19 protein-coding genes and 1 pseudogene are annotated in these 20211 nt (G+C 36.9%); 7 read left to right on the forward strand and 13 right to left on the reverse strand.

Translation table 11 applies throughout. From position 1 onward, the window contains the following. Positions 1-290 precede the first annotated feature (290 nt). Entirely contained in the window at positions 291-677 is a 387-nt protein-coding gene (locus B7E07_RS25605; protein ID WP_445079835.1) for a lytic transglycosylase domain-containing protein, read from the forward strand. On the opposite strand, the pseudogene B7E07_RS15725 reads toward B7E07_RS25605, so the two are convergent. Then, positions 648-1136: pseudogene (locus tag B7E07_RS15725) on the reverse strand (GTP pyrophosphokinase); the annotation flags it as partial. The gene B7E07_RS25605 and the pseudogene B7E07_RS15725 sit on opposite strands and share 30 nt — an antisense overlap. 346 nt (positions 1137-1482) lie before the next feature. Further along, positions 1483-1875 (reverse strand): UPF0738 family protein, encoded by a 393-nt coding sequence (locus B7E07_RS15730; protein ID WP_257391468.1) that lies wholly within the window; start codon positions 1873-1875, stop codon positions 1483-1485. 204 nt (positions 1876-2079) lie between these two features. Between B7E07_RS15730 and B7E07_RS15735 the strand changes: the two genes are divergently transcribed. The 5 genes from B7E07_RS15735 (at position 2080) to B7E07_RS23810 (ending at position 5793) form a co-directional block, all read left to right on the forward strand. Further along, complete coding sequence (locus B7E07_RS15735; protein WP_080847141.1) at positions 2080-2673, forward strand: CYTH domain-containing protein; 594 nt, start codon at positions 2080-2082, stop codon at positions 2671-2673. An 86-nt stretch (positions 2674-2759) separates the two neighbouring features. Continuing rightward, positions 2760-3407, forward strand: a complete 648-nt coding sequence (locus tag B7E07_RS15740; RefSeq protein WP_080847152.1) for a lytic transglycosylase domain-containing protein — start codon at positions 2760-2762, stop codon at positions 3405-3407. Between the two features lie 452 nt (positions 3408-3859). After that, positions 3860-4267 carry a globin domain-containing protein gene (locus tag B7E07_RS15745; protein ID WP_080847156.1) on the forward strand — a complete coding sequence of 136 codons (408 nt, stop codon included), beginning with the start codon at positions 3860-3862 and terminating at the stop codon, positions 4265-4267. A gap of 26 nt (positions 4268-4293) precedes the next feature. After that, positions 4294-5145, forward strand: a complete 852-nt coding sequence (locus B7E07_RS15750) for a ClpXP adapter SpxH family protein (protein WP_080849224.1) — start codon at positions 4294-4296, stop codon at positions 5143-5145. Positions 5146-5619: 474 nt separating this feature from the next. After that, positions 5620-5793: a hypothetical protein gene (locus tag B7E07_RS23810; RefSeq protein WP_176215223.1), complete on the forward strand. Its 174-nt coding sequence runs from the start codon at positions 5620-5622 to the stop codon at positions 5791-5793. 127 nt (positions 5794-5920) lie between these two features. Here B7E07_RS23810 and pepF read toward each other — a convergent pair whose 3' ends face one another. From pepF to B7E07_RS15775, 5 genes are all read right to left on the reverse strand, one after another. Next, positions 5921-7741: an oligoendopeptidase F gene (gene pepF, locus B7E07_RS15755; protein ID WP_080847162.1), complete on the reverse strand. Its 1821-nt coding sequence runs from the start codon at positions 7739-7741 to the stop codon at positions 5921-5923. Between the two features lie 157 nt (positions 7742-7898). Beyond that, positions 7899-9110 (reverse strand): competence protein CoiA, encoded by a 1212-nt coding sequence (locus B7E07_RS15760; RefSeq protein ID WP_176215224.1) that lies wholly within the window; start codon positions 9108-9110, stop codon positions 7899-7901. Between the two features lie 433 nt (positions 9111-9543). Then, positions 9544-10212 carry an adaptor protein MecA gene (gene mecA / locus B7E07_RS15765; protein WP_080847170.1) on the reverse strand — a complete coding sequence of 223 codons (669 nt, stop codon included), beginning with the start codon at positions 10210-10212 and terminating at the stop codon, positions 9544-9546. A 355-nt stretch (positions 10213-10567) separates the two neighbouring features. Then, positions 10568-10963 (reverse strand): transcriptional regulator SpxA, encoded by a 396-nt coding sequence (spxA, locus tag B7E07_RS15770; RefSeq protein ID WP_080847175.1) that lies wholly within the window; start codon positions 10961-10963, stop codon positions 10568-10570. Between the two features lie 460 nt (positions 10964-11423). Beyond that, positions 11424-11999 carry a GNAT family N-acetyltransferase gene (locus B7E07_RS15775; protein ID WP_080847183.1) on the reverse strand — a complete coding sequence of 192 codons (576 nt, stop codon included), beginning with the start codon at positions 11997-11999 and terminating at the stop codon, positions 11424-11426. A 234-nt stretch (positions 12000-12233) separates the two neighbouring features. On the opposite strand from B7E07_RS15775, the gene B7E07_RS15780 reads away from it, so the two are divergent. Further along, positions 12234-12425, forward strand: a complete 192-nt coding sequence (locus B7E07_RS15780; protein ID WP_080847189.1) for a hypothetical protein — start codon at positions 12234-12236, stop codon at positions 12423-12425. Between the two features lie 108 nt (positions 12426-12533). On the opposite strand, the gene B7E07_RS15785 is transcribed toward B7E07_RS15780, so the two are convergent. From B7E07_RS15785 to B7E07_RS15810, 6 genes are all read right to left on the reverse strand, one after another. After that, positions 12534-13751 (reverse strand): putative glycoside hydrolase, encoded by a 1218-nt coding sequence (locus B7E07_RS15785; RefSeq protein WP_080847192.1) that lies wholly within the window; start codon positions 13749-13751, stop codon positions 12534-12536. A gap of 358 nt (positions 13752-14109) precedes the next feature. Next, entirely contained in the window at positions 14110-15045 is a 936-nt protein-coding gene (locus tag B7E07_RS15790) for an ABC transporter ATP-binding protein (protein WP_080847196.1), read from the reverse strand. 2 nt (positions 15046-15047) lie between these two features. Next, entirely contained in the window at positions 15048-16115 is a 1068-nt protein-coding gene (locus B7E07_RS15795) for an ABC transporter ATP-binding protein (protein ID WP_080847200.1), read from the reverse strand. Positions 16116-16125: 10 nt separating this feature from the next. Next, a complete protein-coding gene (locus B7E07_RS15800) occupies positions 16126-17040 on the reverse strand; it encodes an ABC transporter permease (RefSeq protein ID WP_080847204.1) in 915 nt (304 codons plus the stop codon). 3 nt (positions 17041-17043) lie between these two features. Then, on the reverse strand, positions 17044-17979 hold the full coding sequence (locus B7E07_RS15805) for an ABC transporter permease (RefSeq protein WP_080847208.1): 936 nt from the start codon (positions 17977-17979) through the stop codon (positions 17044-17046). A gap of 158 nt (positions 17980-18137) precedes the next feature. After that, on the reverse strand, positions 18138-19730 hold the full coding sequence (locus B7E07_RS15810) for a peptide ABC transporter substrate-binding protein (RefSeq protein ID WP_080849226.1): 1593 nt from the start codon (positions 19728-19730) through the stop codon (positions 18138-18140). Between the last annotated feature and the right edge of the window lie 481 nt (positions 19731-20211).

The following is a 20211-nucleotide window of genomic DNA, read 5'->3' on the forward strand; positions in this document are numbered from 1 at the left end:
ACAGCCACTTGCAAATTTTAATACATTCTTATACTTCTAATAAAGGAGCTACCACATAGATGAATGTCAATCAATTAAAGGTTATGCTTGAACTGCAGGCATTGCAAAACTTTAATGCCTCCAGCCCGTCTAATAGTGAGAATTCAATGTTCAATGACCTATTGACCAATTTCTTAGCCAGCGGCAGCACATCAGCTTCTCATTCACAAATGTCTAATTCCCTTGGAGCCGTTGCTTCACTTGTGCCGCTTACAAACAAGAATTCAATGATGAGCACCTCGAGCACTCTCATGCCCTTGAGTTTATCTAAGCTATCTGGCACAAAAACGAACAGCAGCTACAACGATCTAATCGAAAAAGCATCAGAATTATACAATGTACCAGCAAAACTGATACAATCTGTCATTAAACAAGAATCAAATTTTAATGCTAACGCAGTTAGTCATGCTGGAGCTTCTGGGTTAATGCAACTAATGCCAAGTACAGCAAAAGGACTTGGTGTTAATAATATCTTTGATCCTCAAGAAAATGTATTTGCCGGGACAAAATATTTACGGCAAATGCTGGACAAATACGATGGCAATGTTGAACTTGCCTTAGCAGCTTATAATGCAGGACCCGGAAATGTTGATAAATACAACGGANGGAAATTGCCCTTTATATTTATAATTCAATGAATGCTCGACAGTTGCCCAAAAGTTCATAGCAAGCGTTCTGATTTGAATCTCGGCTAATATTTTCTTTTCACCTTGAATTGTTTGCACAGGATAAGATATAACAACATGATAGGAACGATATCCGCTTGCCTTTTTGTGTGAAATATAGTCGCGTTCTTCTACAATCTCAAAATCATTTCGAAGCCTTAACAATTCCACCACTTTTCTTATATCATCTACAAACTGGCACATCATCCTTAAGCCAGCAATATCCTGCATGTCTGATTCAAGGCGATCCAGCGGTATTCCCTTTTGATTTGCTTTATCTAATATGCTTGCAATGGGCTTTACCCTTCCCGTTACAAATTCAATCGGGGAATGAACAGAATTCATCTCGAATTGACTTCTCATTCCTTTAAGCTTTACTTTTAACTCATCCACGGCTTGCTTATATGGAGCCAAAAAAAGATCCCAATGCATAAATACCACCCTTTAAGAAAAGCGTAAGCGCCTTGCTCAGCCCCGACAAGCATAAGGCGAGCTGGCTAGAAGGTTGTTCTTTAACCTTCTGGACAGATTGACTTATGACCTCGAGGGGCTAGGCGCTGAAGCTAGACATTAAGAAAAGCGTAAGGCGCTTGCTCAGGGGCGACAAGCATAAGACAAACCAGGCGGAAGGTTGTTCTTTAACCTTTTGACTGGATTGGCTTATGACCTCGAGCCCCTAGCGCCTGAAGCTAGACATTAAGAAAAGCGTAAGCGCCTTGGCTATAACGGCTTTTAACGCCTTACTCTAGACATCAAGAAAAATATAAAATAAAATTCCTTATTTTTGTACCATTTCTTGAAAAATGCTTTCAACCTTTTCTACCATGTGTTCACCGTAATTACTGTTGCCGCTAATATTTTCGACAAGGTAGGAAAGCTCATCATGGAATGCAGGTAAAATTAACTCTGAATTGCCGTTTGTCAACTTTACAATTGCATTAGCTTGATTTGCATCCCTTAAGTACCTCCACAAATGCTCTGGCAGTATTAAATATGTATAATCATCATTCACTTCCAATATGTAAACAAAAGCCAAGTGATCAGAATCAACCAACATCTGCTCCATTGGCTTTATGCTGGCAGTGTTATATCCTTGTTCAAGTGATAAAATAAGTTCATTATCTTTTTCTTGGAAAATTGCGTTTGTAACAGTCAATTTATTATTCATCATCCTACCTCCAGACTCAAACCTTATTTTATCATATCATCCATAAAAAACTAAAGAAAACTTGCCAATTGGTTAAGCCTAAAAGGCGAGCCACTAGGCTTAGCTGTAATTTCTCATAGATAAAACATAGCATTTTGGCGCATCATTGCAGTTTCCGTTTATGATTGCCATAATAATGAATAATAGCATTGAAAGGAACTGAAAAATATGGATAAACATATAGAAATTGAATTTAAAAATATGCTGACTAAAAGTGAATTTGAATTACTAAAGGAATCTTTGAAGTTTAATGCAGAAGATTTTAAGTCACAAACAAATTATTATTTTGACACACCTGATTTCCAGTTGAAGAAGAAACACAGTGCCTTAAGAATCCGTGAGAAAAATGGATATTATGAACTTACACTGAAACAGCCGCATGAACACGGTTTATTAGAATCAAATGATACTTTAACTGCAGAAACGGCACAAAAAGCAATACATGCAAAAAATTTAAATCAGAAGGAACTATTGCAGCATGAAATCCTTTCAATTATTAACGATAATGGAATTGCTATAGAAGATTTAACCCTTTTTGGTTCTTTAAAAACCATCAGAGCAGAAAAAAAATACAAAGACGGATTGCTTGTACTGGACAATAGTTACTATTTAAATGAAGTAGATTATGAGTTAGAATATGAAGTAAGCGATCGGGCAAATGGCGAAGTGATTTTCGGAGACCTACTTGCTGAATATCGCATTCCAATAAGAAAAACTGAAAATAAAGTAAGACGTTTATATAATAGAAAGTCTAGCTTATAGCATTTTGATTAACAAACCTTCTAGCAAACAGCCACTTGCAAATTTTAATACATTCTTATACTTCTAATAAAGGAGCTACCACATAGATGAATGTCAATCAATTAAAGGTTATGCTTGAACTGCAGGCATTGCAAAACTTTAATGCCTCCAGCCCGTCTAATAGTGAGAATTCAATGTTCAATGACCTATTGACCAATTTCTTAGCCAGCGGCAGCACATCAGCTTCTCATTCACAAATGTCTAATTCCCTTGGAGCCGTTGCTTCACTTGTGCCGCTTACAAACAAGAATTCAATGATGAGCACCTCGAGCACTCTCATGCCCTTGAGTTTATCTAAGCTATCTGGCACAAAAACGAACAGCAGCTACAACGATCTAATCGAAAAAGCATCAGAATTATACAATGTACCAGCAAAACTGATACAATCTGTCATTAAACAAGAATCAAATTTTAATGCTAACGCAGTTAGTCATGCTGGAGCTTCTGGGTTAATGCAACTAATGCCAAGTACAGCAAAAGGACTTGGTGTTAATAATATCTTTGATCCTCAAGAAAATGTATTTGCCGGGACAAAATATTTACGGCAAATGCTGGACAAATACGATGGCAATGTTGAACTTGCCTTAGCAGCTTATAATGCAGGACCCGGAAATGTTGATAAATACAACGGAATCCCTCCTTTTAATGAAACAAGAAATTACGTCAAAAAGGTCACCACCTCTTATTTTGCCTAATACTTTCCGAGAAGACTGCTGCAGCAAATATAATTGCTGCAGCAGTCTTTCTTTATACACTTTCAGAAAGCATAAGACTGGAAAAGAGCTAGCCTTTATAAGGGAGGATTGAAATTGAAAAGTATATCCCCATCCCTAAGCAAATCCTCCCAGCGCAATTATCCTTCAGCAGTTCCTTAGAAAGACAAATTTTACTCAACAGCATACCTGCCGCTCACTGTATTCATCTTCTAAACATCTTAAAAATGCTGTTTGTTTGAGATATCTTGATTTCATTGATAAAATATAAACAGAATATCTCACTTAACCATGATAAACCTATTAATTATCATATCTACAGTCATAGTTCGCTTTTCATAAAGCTCATATAAAAGGACTGCGGTAGAATTAACTAGTAGTGCTTTGTGCGATTACAGTGGCGTTGCACTAATTTTATAAAGGGAGTAATGAATATGACAGGAAATATGCAGACACCATTCGATATGATCGGTGAAAATAAGCTACATCAGCTTGTTGACGCATTTTACCATAGAGTTGCAGAGCATCCTGATCTCGCTCCTATTTTTCCAAAAACATTAGAAGAAACAGCCAGGAAACAAAAGCAATTTCTCACACAATACTTAGGCGGGCCGCAAATTTATACAGCCGAGCATGGTCACCCAATGCTTAGAGCCAGGCATCTGCCATTCGAAATTACACCGTTGCGAGCACGTGCATGGATCACTTGTATGCATGAGGCAATGGACGAAGTGGAGCTTACTGGCCCTATTAGAGAGGATTTCTTTGCCCGGCTAAGCCTGACTGCCCAGCATATGATTAATACACCAGATAAAGAAGAAATGAAAGGTGAGAGCTCTTGAACAATCATGAACGATTTGAATCAAAGATGGCGTCTCCCCATTGCCATGGCAATGAAAAGAAACCATTGGAATTGTACATGTTCCTTGATCCTTTATGTCCTGAATGCTGGGCTCTAGAACCAATTATTAAAAAGCTGACGATTGAATATGGCCGCTATTTTTCAATCAAACATGTGTTAAGCGGCAAATTAGCTGCCTTAAATATGGGCCGTAAAAAGAATTACGAAAACATTGCAGAGCTTTGGGAAAAAACGGCAAGCCGTTCAGGAATGTCTTGTGACGGAAATCTATGGTTCGAAAACCCAATCTCCTCGCCCTATTTGGCGTCTATTGCCATTAAAGCGGCTGAGCTTCAAGGAAGAAAATCAGGAATTCGCTTCTTAAGAAAATTGCAGGAAGTGCTCTTTCTTGAAAAACAGAATGTTTCAAACTTTGAAGTATTAAAGGATTGTGCCAGAGATACAGGTTTAGATGTAGTTGAATTTGTGGCTGATATGCATTCAGAAAGTGCAGCTAAAGCCTTTCAGTGTGATTTAAAAATTACCGCTGAAATGGAAGTTGAAGAAATCCCTACTCTTGTATTTTTTAATGAAAATATTGAAGAAGAGGGCATTAAAGTAACCGGTTATTATTCTTATGATATTTATGAGCAAATTTTAGAAGAGATGCTTCCTGAACAGCCTGAAAAGTCACCATTACCAGCTATTGAAGAGTTTTTGGCCTATTTTAAGCTTGTTGCTTCCAAAGAAATCGCTGTTGTTTATAATATGAATGAAGCTGAAGTAAATAGAGAAATGAAAAAACTGCAGCTAAAACAGGTAGCAGAGCCTGTACCAGCAAAATACGGACAATTTTGGAAGTATTGCAGTAAGAACTAAGCTATGCCAATTGGCATAGCTTTTTGTATTGCTAACAGTCTAAAGTAGAATAAGCGATGTATTTTAAGAGCTGTAAAGTGATTTGATTTTTAGAAGAGGGTCTCAAAAAAGGATTCTCGCCGACTAGCGATCTTTTTTCTAAATTAGCAGCTGCCTCGTAATTCTACCGTGCAGCTCACTTATACTTTCTGAAAAAATGAAAAAGCCATGCTCTTTTGCACGGCTCTTCATATACATAAACGAACAAAGGGGATGGGAGAAATTTTTTCACGATCAAACAAAGGGGTATATGTTTGCTTGTGATTAACTTCACAACCATAATATATCATGAGATTTTATGAACATCAACTCTTTTGTGCTTTTATTCACATTATTGTCAAAAATTCAATTCACATAGCAGATTCATTTTTTCTAGGACAAATTCATAAAGTAAACTAATTGGTGTTTACGGAAATATGTAAGGAGGTTGCACGCATGAAGAAAGTTCAATTTTTCTTAATCCTGGCAGTATTGATATTCTGCTTTTTTCTGAATATCTTAGGTTTGTTAAAGCTTGTTCCCATTTTTATTACTGCCCCATTATTGTTTGTTGCTTTAATTACGTTTATCTCCTTCTTAAATAATAGAAATCGATTTAAAGGATTTTGATTTATGTTCGTGAAACTTATCATCGTTTCTTAAATACTGATCAGCTCTTTTTCCCTTCATTCATACATACCAAAAGGCAGCCACTTTTTATATAAAACGTGGCTGCCTTTTTAAAATCAGGAAGGTTTTAAGATAAAAGTTCTTCCATTTCATTTAGTTTTTCTTCAAACACTTTACATGCGTCTTCAATAGCTTGCTTGCTCGTCATATCTACTCCAGCTTTTTTGAGAACCTCAATTGGATAATCTGAGCTTCCCGCTTTCAGGAATTCCAGATAGCGATCAACAGCAGGCTGTCCCTCTTCTAAAATTTGTTTGCTTAAAGCAGTAGCCGCACTGTATCCTGTTGCATATTGATATACATAGTAATTGTAATAGAAGTGAGGAATTCTAGACCACTCAAGGCCAATTTCCTCATCAATAATTATATCTTCTTCACCAAAATATTTTTTATTTAATTCATAATAAGCTTCTGTTAAGGATTCTGCTGTTAACGCTTCATTATTTTGAGCTTTTTCATGAATAATATGTTCAAATTCAGCAAACATCGTTTGACGGAAAACAGTTCCTCTAAACCCTTCAAGGAAATGATTGAGAAGATAGAGACGTTTTTTATCATCGTCAATTGTTTTCAGCAAGTAATCATTTAAAAGAGCTTCATTGCAAGTAGAGGCTACTTCTGCAACGAAGATTGAATAATTCCCGTACGGATAAGGCTGATTTTTTCTTGTGTAATAGCTGTGTACAGAGTGGCCAAACTCATGTGCTAAAGTAAATAAGTTATTCACATTGTCTTGCCAGTTCATTAGGATATATGGATTCGTTCCATATGTTCCAGATGAATAAGCACCGCTTCTTTTTCCTTTATTTTCTTGTACATCGACCCAGCGGTTTTCAAAGCCTTCTTTAAGGACATTTAAATAATCTTCTCCTAATGGTGCCAGTCCCTTTAAAATATGCTCCTTCGCCTCGTCATATGTAACCTCCATTTTCACATCCTTTACTAAAGGTGTGTAGAGGTCATACATATGCAATTCATCTAGACCAAGGACTTTCTTGCGCAATTTAACATAGCGGTGCAGCAGGTGAAGGTTATCATTAATTGTACTGACTAAGTTATCATAAACACTCTCTGGAATATTATTATTAGCAAGTGCTGCTTGTCTTGCTGAATCATATTTCCTGATTTGAGCGTTAAAATTATGATTTTTCACGTTCCCGCTTAAAGTACTTGCAAAGGTATTCTTAAATTGCCCATATGTGCCGTATACTGCCTTAAATGCATCATGACGCACACTTTGATCATCACTCTCTAGGAAGCGCACATAACGGCCATGTGTGACCTCCACCTCATTGCCGTTCTCATCTTTAATAGCAGGAAATTCAAGGTCTGCATTATTAAGTGCTCCAAAAGTGTTGCTGGATGACCCAAGCACTTCTGACGCCTGTGCTAGCAATGCCTCCTGCTCAGCAGATAATACATGTGGCCGCTGTAAATTGATTTCATCTAGTGCATGCTTATAAAGCTGCAGTTCCTTCTTCTCTGATAAAAAGCGTTCTAATTTTTCTTCCTCGATAGCAAGAAGCTCTGGCACGACATAAGCTAGAGCTGCGCCTGCTTTCGAATAAACAGTTTTAATTCGGTCTTCCATTCCCTGATACTTCGAATTTGTTGTATCCTGATCATATTTCATATGCGCATATGTATATAGCTTGCTTAATCTAGATAGCAAATGATCTTGATACTGAAGTGCTTCATATAATATGTCTGCACTTTCTCCAAGTTTACTTTCATACTTAGCCGCGTCTGGTATTAAAGCCTCAACCGCTTTAAATTCCTTTTCCCAAACCTCGTCTGTCGCAAAAATATCTTCAAGTCTCCAAGTATCTTCAACTGCAATTTCACTTCTTGCCGGCAATTTTTGCACAGCAGCAGTTTCATTTGTCATCGTATTGTCCCCTCCAGTAAATAATGCAATAAATAGTAGTGGTAATTTTAACAATAGCACTATAGGTTACTTCTCCTTTACTCCGAAAATTCCTGCTATTTTCCGTAATTTTATATCAAGGTCTCATCCTATTCTGTGCTAAAAGCCTTTTTTTCATTTATAATAATTGATTTTGACTGGCCTGTTTCATAATAAACTTGCCAAATCGCTTATTTAAACTTTGATCACAATTCTCTTGTTCATCCTGGCTAAGCGGAAATTGAAGCTTCTGATGAACATAATAGATATTTTCATCATTTTTTTTAATGATATATAAATGCTCTAATAATAATAAGTACTCCTCCACTGCTTTGGCTTCTTCAGAATGAAGAGCAAGCGGAAATCTTCTGAGTGAAATATTCTTATTTCGAACTCTTTTATAAAAGGAAGCTACAGCATCACTAATTGTAAATGTTTGTTTCTTTAAAACAACATCAAGTATTAAATAGGTTTGCCAAAGTATAGGCGGTGTCTGTATATTTGGTGAGTGAAAAACCGGAAGACCAATTTCAGAAGGAAGAGAGGTGGGGGAAATACCTTGATTATATAATTCGTATAAAAGCTCCCTGCTAAAAGAGCTATGACTGACTGCTGCAAAATTTTTTTGCTTTCTAATCATAGCTAGCCATTTTTGAAAAGATAAAGGTGCTGATTCATCTGGTATTTGAAGGATATCGGAGGTGCAGGTATTTTTTAGCGGTTTAATGAGCATTTGTGCAAAAGCATTTTTCGCAGAATATGGCAGAGGGTTTTTAATGAAAATAAAGTGCTTGGTGTTAGGGCAAAAGGATAAAATCATCCAAGACTTTTTCTGATGCTGTGTAAGAAATAGATAATTAAATTGGGTAAGTGAAATTCTGTTGTAATCTAACCGTTTGAATTTATTAGCTCCCAAGATCCAAATGGGAATGATCCCTGCTTTTAGATATGATTGAGTACGCTTGTAAAACAAATCATCTGCTATAGCAGAACATTGAAACTCAATTGCATATAGCTGCTTTTGAAGCCTGAATCCGATATCTGCCCGCTGCTGAATATCAGGATAATAACATTCCAAGACAGAAGAAATACCCTCCTGTTTAAGCCAATTGTAAAGCTGGACCTTTCCATTTAAATGATATTGTGACTCATTTTCATAGCTTTCCGGACACCTCGAATGCATTTGATGAGCAAAGTGAGGAATTCGTTTTTCTCCTGCTTTTACAATCACTGGTTTAGCACATTCACGGCAATAATAGGGACCTTTCTCCTTCAGTGAGTTGATCTCGGATCTGGAGTATGACCGAAAAAGCGAAATAACCTCTCCTAAACCATTTACTGCAGTTAACATGAACATTCTCCCTTCTTTTCCTTTCCACAGATACATTAACAGCACAGGAGAAAGCCTAGCTAGTGCTGTTTTAACAGAAAGTTTAAATACAAGGCTGTTTTTGCAACCTTTGTTGCTTTTACATTAATGTACAAAGATTTCCACTTCAGAGTACTCGTTTTCCGGCGTTGGCGGTGCTGAGCAGGAGGCTCAAAAGACATATTACTAAAATGCTTCTTTAAAAAGGACTTGTTAAAATAAGAATTTTGCTCAGAAAAGAGCCAATTACAAATAAGGACGTTATTCTAAGCTTGACCATTTTCTTATCCCTAGTAGTTCGAGAGGATCATGCATAATTCCTTTGCCTTCTAAGAGATTTTTATACATTTGATGCATACATAAAAGCAAGCGAATCAAAAAAAAAAAACGATTTCATCGCTGAAATCGTTTTGACTTATTTAAAGTATTTACGAAGCTCTACAAATACATCGTCTTCAATGATTGTTTTTCCATACTCTGTAATCATATGAATGGTTACCCGCGCATCATAACCGTATTCAAGGATTATACTGAGAAGATTGTTGACATCTGCTGTGTCAAACAATTCTTCATCAAAATCTAAAAATAAAAAGTAGCTATCCTCATAGGAATACAAGGTTGTATTAATGGAATCAAGATCCATTCTTTTGGATAAAGAAATAAGATCCTCAAAATTCTTGAATGTGATTAGATATTGAAGATTTCTTTCATGCTGTTCGTCTTCCTCTGTTTCCTCAGGTGAATTATAATGATGATCCAGCATTTCTTCAATTCTTTCGTCTACAGGTCGATCCTGTTCACTTTCATCGTGAACTGGAAGCTCTAATTTTTGACCATCTTTTGAAAGCTGTGCCCTAGTTACAAGTACTTCTAAGCCTTTATCCAGTGCTTGAACCTGTATCCATAGCGGTCCTTCCGCAAAGAAATCTTCTTCACGATGTACCTCATCCATCATCTCCCAAAAGAGCTCTTCACTTCTTTCACGATTATACCAAATCTCTTCGCGATCAAAGCCTCTTTCTTCTATATCAATGTAAGAAATGTAAAACTTAACTGTATGATCGTTAATACGTTCGATTTCCATACAATAACTCTCCCTTCTGGCTATGGTTGAAGGGACTTTTGACCCCTAAATAGTTGCTTTTTTTCCATATACCCAGTATAGAACAGGTTAATCTGTTTTAACCATTCTTTTAGAGCAAAGGCAAAATGTTAAGTCCAAATTATGTGCCTTGTACTTATATTTTATGATAAAAACAGAATAAAGGGAATTAAAAAAGCATGAATCCGTAAAAACCGTTATATGCCTAATTCCTCTTTAAAGTGGTTAATGTATTTTAACAGAAATATTGCACATCTACAAGGAAAGAGAACTATGTCTAGGCTTATGAACATAAACAAAAACCTTCTTTCAAATATTGAAAGAAGGTTAAAACATATTAATTAACTAGGCGCTGTGCTTCACGAAGCTGATACGTACGTACCTTTCTTGGAAGGAAACGTCTGATTTCATCTTCATTATAACCCACCTGTAAACGCTTCTCGTCAATAATGATCGGACGTCTTAACAGGCCAGGATTTTCTTTTATTAATTCAAATAAATTTTGAAGAGGCATTGTCTCCAGATTTACATCTAATTTTTGGAACGTTTTTGAACGAGTTGAAATGATTTCATCTGTTCCATCCTCTGTCATTCGCAGAATTTCTTTAATTTCTTCAATGGATAATGGCTCAGAAAAGATGTTTCTTTCCTTATAAGGAATTTCATGCTCCTCTAACCATTGTTTCGCTTTTCTGCAAGATGTGCAACTTGGTGAAGTGTATAATGTGACCATTTTACAAATTCACACTCCCTTAATTTAGACATATTATTAGATCTATTATTAGATTTTTTTCTTGTTTATAAAACTCGGAGCTTTGTAAATTAAAATCACTTTAAAAAAGTAATTTGTATTATCTATTATACACTACAAGAAGCCCATATGGTATAAGTTTTTATAAACACTCTAAAAGAATGAGTTTCATCTTTTAGTTTAAACAATAATAACTTGTTACAATATATAAGACGAATGAAGATTAAAAAAGTTTCATATTTCTTTTAAAATAGGAAATCGTTCACAAAGTATTCACAATTTCTTTTCTGTTGCGTTAATTCTATAGATCAAATTCCCCTTTTCACAAAGAATTAAACATCAATTAGCTTTTATTTTCTCAATTAAAGATAATAAATTGAAAAAACACAGCTCAAAAATGAGCTGTGCAATTTATATATATACGATTGTATACATTTTAAACTTATAATGAATCAAGTACATTCTTTCCATCTTCATCTTCATTAAAAGTAAGAACTTCATCAACCTTTTGATAGGATTCTCCATAAAATTGTTTATCCTTATATGTGTGAACAAGTTCATACGTAGTCTTCATCGCTTCATAAATGGTTTCCTCAGATTCATCATGAGGTGCCCAAAAGAGAATTTCCATAGCGTTTATTTCTTTAGTTGCCAGGGATCGTCTGCGGTATCCAATTGACTGAGCATGTCTAAAGCCTTCACGCTTATAAAAGCGCAAGCGCTTCTCTGTATCAGTATCATCATAATTAACTGGTTCAACTTCTAAAATAATCGGCTTCCCTTTTTCCTTCATTTCTGCAAGGAGTTTCCTACCTAACCCTTGCCCACGTGCTTTTTTTGATACAAATAAATAATCAATAAAAACGAAGTGATCGATCTCTACATACATTAAAACATGATAGGGACCTTCATCTTTGTGATAAATCTCTGACTGTTCATCGAGCAATGTTTCCATATGCTCCTTTGATTTCATTTCTTCAATCGGAAAATATTGATTTAACTTTTCATACCAATGCATGGATCTTCTCCTTTTTTCACCTAGTATTAACCAGGTAAAGTATTTTTTCCAGCATGATAAGCTCCCAGCTTTCCGCTCATTATTGTATACATAGCTTATTATTTGTTAGATGGCTTTTATTGTATCAAGACCCTCCTGCATACATAATGCATCTAATGAAGTATTTGTTATTTAAAGAAGGTTCATACATACCATTATAAATACTAAACAAGATTAAAATAAGAGAGAGACAAATTGTATACTTCTGTAAAATTACAGCCTGAGAAGAAAGGTGGAGGTTTATCTTATAAAAATTCTCTGCATACTTTATTCATGCCAGATACCCTTAATAAAGAACATCTGAAAAGTGCAGAGCTGGAAGATTGGTGCAAGCAGCGACTGCTCGACCCTTATTATCATAACGTATTAAAGTCTTTTGTCAAATGACACTGCAGACCCCAAAAAAGAGCCCGATTGTTAGTAGATATGTCTAACAATCAGGCTGTATTCTGCCTATTAAAATCATTATTGTAAAAAAGTTTATTGGGCGATCATTTACTTGTCTAATGGTGTATAATCGACATTTTCTGTATAAGAATTCCCAGCGTTCCATAGTAGAAATTCGTTAATCCCGTTTTCATTAAGTGCTTTTATTTGGGCCTCAACCTCTTCCGCCCCATATACTTTGTAATTCCCGCTGCCCAAATAAGAGGCTGTAAAATCCTGAAGCCACGGCCTTGAGATAGGAGGCGAATCCAGTTCATTCAGCTTTTTATTTTCAAGTTTTGCATATTCAGTAACTAACTTGTATGGCTCTAAATCTGGCTTAGCAATCCCAAAATAGGAGGTCCAGTGACTTGGATAAATCATAGAGGAAATTACATCAACGTTTTCAGAAATCTTTGAGAAGTTTTGACCAATTCCGGGAGCCTCGGGCAACGTTGCAGAATACCCAAAGATATCTACTGAAACCTCTACATCATAAGGCTCTAACTTTTCTTTTGCATATGCGACAAAATCTGTTACTGCACTAACTCTTTTCTGAACATTTTCAGTTGACTCATCCGTATATTCACCATGATTATAGCTTAAATCTTTATCTCGTGTTTCAAAGCCTTCTGGAAAACGTACATAATCAAACTGAATTTCCTGAAAGCCCATCTTCGCCGCTTCAATCGCAAGGTCAACATTATAATCCCACACTTCTTTTACAAAAGGATTTACAAATGACTCACCTCGGCCATTTTTCCAGACTTGATCACCATCTTTAAAAGACCACTCTGGTTTCTTATTCGCAAGTTCTGTATCCTTAAATACAACGACCCTTGCTATAGGATAGATCTGATTCTCTTCCAGGGTAGCCATCATAGATTGAGGATCCTTTATGTATGGTTTCGCAATCGATGCATACTCAGATTCCTCATCAGGTATGTAGGTCAAATTTCCCCAATCATCCTTAATGTCAATAACCATTGCATTTAAGTCACTTCCATTAATTAAATCGATTAACCTGTTAAATCTTTCGCCTCCTGCAGAATGACCAGTTACATACACCCCTCTAACAGCATCTGGATAGTTGAATGTATAACCGGAATCAAATGTAAACCTGGTAAGGACTTCTGGCAGCTCTCTTTTTAATTCAAAGTATTCTTTCTGCGGCAATGTACTGCTGACCTTTACAGCATCCTCTGCGAATAGCGGCTTAGGTGCCAGATTGAATACGCATAAGAACACTACTATACTAATAATGTTCATAAATATCTTGTTTTTCATATTTGCATCCTCCCCTCTATCTCTCCGTACCCTTTTGTACAGTGTATCAATCTTTCGACAAGAAATTAATACATTTACAGACAAATTTTTTATTTAGACACTATTTATCTTCTAATTAAAGGAATTATTAAAAGTAATACAATTAATTGAAAATTTATAATAGTAATTACATTGCTTATAGTGTATGATAATTAAAAGTAAGTTAATGGTTCAAAGGACTAAAGGATAACTGAATATTTAATTTATAAAGTTAATTGTATTATGGAAGAAACTTAAGATAACTATTCTCCTACTTCTTAAAAACAGCTGTCCTGCTAAGAAAAAAAACGATCTCCTATTTAAAGAGATCGTTTCAAGATTAATGCTTATATTGTGCTTGATACTGTTTTAATTCCTTTTCAGAACAGTATACATAATGTCCTGGGGCCACCTCGCGCATTTCTAGTTTTTCATCTGAAGCATATTTATGCACAGCTGGATCATAGGATTTACGCTTACGTGTACGCTCAGACTCAGGGTCTGGAAGTGGAATAGCAGATAACAGTGACTGTGTGTAAGGATGAATCGGATTATTGTATAAATCTTCGGCAGTAGCAAGTTCTACTAGTTTCCCGAAATACATTACACCAATTCGATCACTTATATACTTAACCATTGAAAGATCATGGGCAATGAATAAGTATGTTAGACCTTTTTCACGCTGCAGTTTTTTCATTAGGTTAACAACCTGAGCCTGGATAGAAACATCCAATGCAGAAATTGGTTCATCAGCAATAATAAATTCTGGATCTACAGCTAATGCACGAGCAATTCCGATACGCTGTCTTTGACCGCCGGAAAACTCATGCGGATAACGGTTGGCGTGTTCTTTATTTAATCCAACTGTTTCTAATAACTCATAAACCTTCTCCATACGATCTTTCTTTGAACTTGCAAGGCCGTGTATATCAATGCCTTCAGCGATAATATCTGCTACGGTCATACGCGGGTTTAAAGAAGCATATGGATCTTGGAAAATCATTTGCATTTTGCGGTTAAACTTTTTCAGCTCTTTTGCAGATTTTTTCCCATGAACATTTTCATTTTCAAACAATACTTCTCCGTCTGTTGCATCATAAAGGCGAATGATTGTTCGTCCAGTTGTTGATTTACCGCAGCCGGATTCACCAACAAGACCTAATGTCTCACCTTTGTATATGTCAAACGTAATGCCATCAACAGCTTTAACCATATTTGGTTTGCCGACATTGAAGTGCTGCTTTAAATTTTTAATTTCTAAAAGTTTTTCAGACATTATTATTTACCCTCCTTAACAAGAACAGGCTTTTCGAAGTTAGAGGATAATTTACGTACACGCTTCATAACAGATTCTGGCGGATTCACTTGAGGTGCATCCGGATGAAGCAGCCATGTTTTTGCAAAATGAGTTTCAGAAATTTGGAACATTGGCGGTTCTTCTTCAAAGTCAATTGCCAACGCATATTGATTACGAGCAGCAAAAGCATCTCCTTTAGGCGGATTTGTTAAATCCGGAGGTGTACCTGGAATGGCAGCAAGCTCTGCATCATTATCGTTTTCAAGACTTGGCATCGAAGCAAGCAAGCCCCATGTATACGGATGACGCGGATCGTAGAAAATTTCATCAACTGTTCCCATTTCAACGATTTGTCCAGCATACATGACAGCAACACGATCGGCAACGTTAGCAACGACACCAAGATCATGTGTAATAAAGATGATTGAAGTATCCATCTTATTTTGCAATTCTTTCATTAAATCAAGAATTTGCGCTTGAATTGTTACATCGAGTGCAGTTGTTGGCTCATCGGCAATCAAAAGCTTAGGGCTAGCCGCCAAAGCAATTGCGATCATAGCACGCTGTCTCATACCGCCAGAGAATTCGTGAGGATACTGAACTACGCGTTTTTCCGGCATCGGAATACCAACAAGGCGAAGCAATTCTGTTGCACGATTTTTCGCTTCTTGCTTAGACATATTTTGATGCTTAATTAGAACTTCCATAATTTGAGTACCCACACGCATAGTTGGGTTTAAAGAAGTCATTGGATCTTGGAAGATCATACTGATTTCTTTTCCGCGGATGCTTTCCATTTCTTTTTCCGTTTTTGGAACAATGTCGTCTCCGTTGAAAAGAATTTGTCCGCCTGTAATTTGTCCAGGAGGCATTGGTATAAGTTTCATAATGGTCTGGGAGGTTACACTTTTACCCGAACCAGATTCACCTACAATAGCAAGTGTCTCACCTTTATGAAGATCAAAGCTCACACCACGAACTGCTTGAACTTGTCCTCCATAAGTTTGGAATGAGACCTTTAAATCTTTGACTTCAAGTATTTTTTCCATATTCTCACTCCTATTTACGTAATCTTGGATCAAGAGCGTCGCGCAAGCCATCGCCGACTACATTAAATGCAAAGATGGTTAAACAGATAAAGATAGCAGGGAAGAATAAACGCCATGGATAGTAACGCAATGCAGGTAAACCATCGTTAGCCATTGTTCCCCAGCTCGCAAGCGGCGGTGTTAAACCAAGACCAAGGAAGCTCAAGAAAGCTTCTGTAAAAATAGCAGATGGAACAGTTAATGTCATCGTAACTAAGATTGGTCCCATTGCATTTGGAATTAAGTGTTTGCTCATAATTCTTGTCGTATTTGCACCAAGTGTTTTAGCAGCAAGCACATATTCCTGATTTTTCAGCGAGAGAACCTGTCCACGGACAATACGTGACATGTTTATCCATCCGGTTATTGTCATAGCAAGGATCATTGTGGCCAAACCTTGACCTAATACAACCATTAACAAGATAACTAATAGCAAATACGGAATTCCATAAAGGATGTCGGCAAAACGCATCATAAACTCATCCGTACGGCCACCTTTATAACCAGCAATTCCACCCCAGATTACACCAATACATAGGTCAATTAATGCTGCTGCAACACCGATAAAAATCGATATACGAGCACCTTCCCATGTACGAGTAAATACATCACGGCCTAAATCATCAGTACCAAACCAATGTTCAGCTGAAGGAGCTTGGTTTTTATTTGAAAGATCATTTTGCTTATAATCATATTCTGTCATCATAGGACCGAAAATCGCCATAAAAATAAGAATGGCTAATAGAACTAATCCAAATAAAGCTAATTTATTCTTACGGAAACGAACGAACACATCTTTCCAAAAGGAGAGACTCGGTTTTGAAATCTTCTCAGCATCTTCTAGCTGTGTTCCAACTACTTTGAATTTATCTTTTGATATTTCCATGGTTTACTCTCCCTTCTTCCCGCCGGCAAGCTTTATGCGCGGGTCGATGATTCCGTATGCAATGTCTACAAGGAGAATAGATACGAGTAATAGAATACTATAGAATACTGTTACACCCATAATAACGGTGTAATCACGGTTTGAAATACTTGTTACAAAGTGTGCACCAAGTCCCGGTAAACCAAAGATTCTTTCAATAACAAAGCTACCTGTTAAAATACTTGCTGTTAGTGGTCCCATATACGTGACAACAGGCAGCATAGCATTACGGACAGCATGCTTTACCGTAATTGCCCCCCTGCTCAATCCTTTAGATTTAGCAGTTTTAATGTAATCATTAGCAAGAACTTCTAACATACTCGAACGAGTTAGCCGGGCAATAAAAGCCATTGGTGTCGAAGCAAGTGCAAGCGCTGGAAGAATGGTGTACATAAACCCTTCCCATCTCGCAACCGGGAAGATTCCCCATTTGATTGCAAGGAAATATTGCAGGAATGATGCCATTATGAAGGATGGAACCGATATACCAAGTACCGCAACAATCATTGCTGTGTAATCCTGCCACTTATTGTGTTTTAAAGCAGCGATGATTCCTAGTATAACTCCAATTGCAACTGCTAAGAAAATTGCTTCTAATCCTAGTAAAAATGAAACAGGGAATCCATCAGTGATTAAGTCATTTACAGTTTGACTTTTATACTTAAACGACGGACCAAAATCCCATTTTAAAATCCTTAATAAATACTCCCCGTATTGAACGTACCAAGGTTGATCTAAACCATAGTGCGCATTTAAATTCGCTTCAATTTCGGGAGGTAACTGCTTCTCAGATGTAAACGGGTTTCCAGGTGCCATGCGCATAAAAAAGAACGTTGCTGTAACAATTAGCCACAAAGAAATAAGCATGTACACCAAACGCTTCCCAATATATTTCGCCATTGACAACACCTCCATATAAATACTTTTTATAAGAAGACCTACACAGACAAAACACGATCATTTTTGTCATTTTTTGGTCGAATTTACGGCTTCACATTACAGAAACGAAGGTATATGGGAGACTTGATCCCATATACCTTTCGTCAAATTACTATCGATTATTCAAAATATGCCCATTTGAATTGAGCATCTCCAAGACCAGAAATTGCTACATCTTTTAAGTTTTCATTTTGAACCCAGTTGTTTGTGTAGAAATAGATTGGTGCAACAGGCATTGCATCCATAAAGATCGCTTCAGCGTCTCTTAAAATTTGTTGACGAGCATCAGCATCTGTTTCAGTTGCAGATTGAGCAAGAAGCTCTTGGAATTCTGGATCTTCCCAGCCAGTATCGTTGTTTCCGCCATCAGCGTCACGATAAGCTTCAAGGAAGTTGATTCCATCATTAAAGTCGCCTAACCAGCCCATACGAGCAACTTGATAATCTAATGCATGAACACTATCTAAGTATACAGCCCACTCTTGGTTATCAAGAGTTACTTCTACACCTAGGTTTTGAGTCCACATATCTTGGATTGCTTGAGCAATCTTTTGGTGGCCTTCAGAAGTGTTATAAGAAAGTGTAATAGCAGGAAGCTCAGAAGCATCACTTAAACCTAGCTCTTCAAGACCTGCTGCTAAAAATTCTTTAGCTGCTTCCATATCATTATCAGGGAAATAGCCTTCTTCGTTCTCAGGGAACATTGTTGGTGGTACAAGCGCCATTGCTGGAAGCTGCTCACCTTGTGTTACATTATCAATTAACTCTTGACGGTTAATTGCATGTGCAAATGCTTTACGAATATTTGCATTGTTGAATGGTTCAACAGTTGTATTAAATTTATACAGGTAAGTACCTGCGATTGGCTCAGTAACCAAACGGCCTTCATCTTTTAATGCAGGAAGTGCATCAAGTGGAAGAGCACCAGTTGGAGCTCCAGCCCAGTCAAGTTCACCGTTTTCAAACATTGATAATTCAGTGTTTGGATCATTAACCATGATCATTTCAATTGTATCTAGTTTTACAGCATCTTTATCCCAATAAGTGTCGCTCTTTTCAAGAACGATCTTATCACTGTGTGACCATTCAGTCATATGGAATGGTCCGTTAGTTGTATAGTCATCACCAGCATCGTTAGCCCACTCAGGGTTAGCTTCTGCAACTTTGCTGTTAAATGGCAGGTAAGTATAGAATGCAGTCAACTCTAAGAAGAAAGGAGTTGGGTTTGCAAGTGTTACTTCAAGAGTTTTCTCATCTACTGCTTTTACTCCTACTTCATCAAGTGATCCGCCTGCAGTGTTTGCAGCTTCAGCACCAGCGATGTAGTTAAGTTGGTAAGCGTACTCTGATTGGTTTTCTGGGTTAATTGCCCATTTCCAAGCAGCTTCAAAGTCTTGAGCTGTTACAGGATCTCCGTTAGACCACTGTGCATCACGCAGGTTAAATGTGTAAACCTTTTGATCTTCAGAAACTACCCAATCTTCTGCCATAGCAGGTTCTGGAGTTCCTTCTTTACCGATACGAGTTAAGCCTTCAAGCGTTTGACGAAGAACTGTACCAGAAGTAGAATCTTTCGCTAAACCTGGGTGTAAAGAAGGTGGTTCAGTATTAATGTTAACACTTAAATTTTGTTCTACATCAGCTCCGCCTTCATCGCCGCCATCGCCGTTATCAGCGTTGTCGTCTCCGCCGCTACATGCTGCTAGGAACATGCTTAGCACAAGCAAGATACTGAAGAGAAATGAAAATCTCTTTTTGTTCACGGTAAAACCCCCTAATAGTTTTCCCCAAATATTCCTTTTACAAAAATTCCACAAAATACAATTGTCCTCCTGACATATATTGCTGAAATAGTCTGTCTTTTTTCGGTAAAGAAAAAGAAGCAAACTACTCCTTCTAACAGAATGCGAGATGCTTCTGACCCTAAAGATTGATTATCCTCTATATTCTGATAATTAAATCCAAATATATAAGTCAAATGCTATCTTTAAACTCATTAGTCTCATAAACTCGCACTTAAGTATGCTTGTCAGGTTGATTTAATTGAATTTTGTTTAGATTGTAACAATTTTGTAAAGAATTCATTTGGTGATTTTTATTATAAGTATTTTATTTCTTGATTGCAAGTAAGTTTTTAGTAGGAAAGTTCTACCATACATGCGAATTTGCTGAAAAATATTAATATACTAACAC

The sequence above is a fragment of the Cytobacillus gottheilii genome (assembly GCF_900166665.1).
Lineage (GTDB): Bacteria > Bacillota > Bacilli > Bacillales > Cytobacillaceae > Cytobacillus > Cytobacillus gottheilii_A.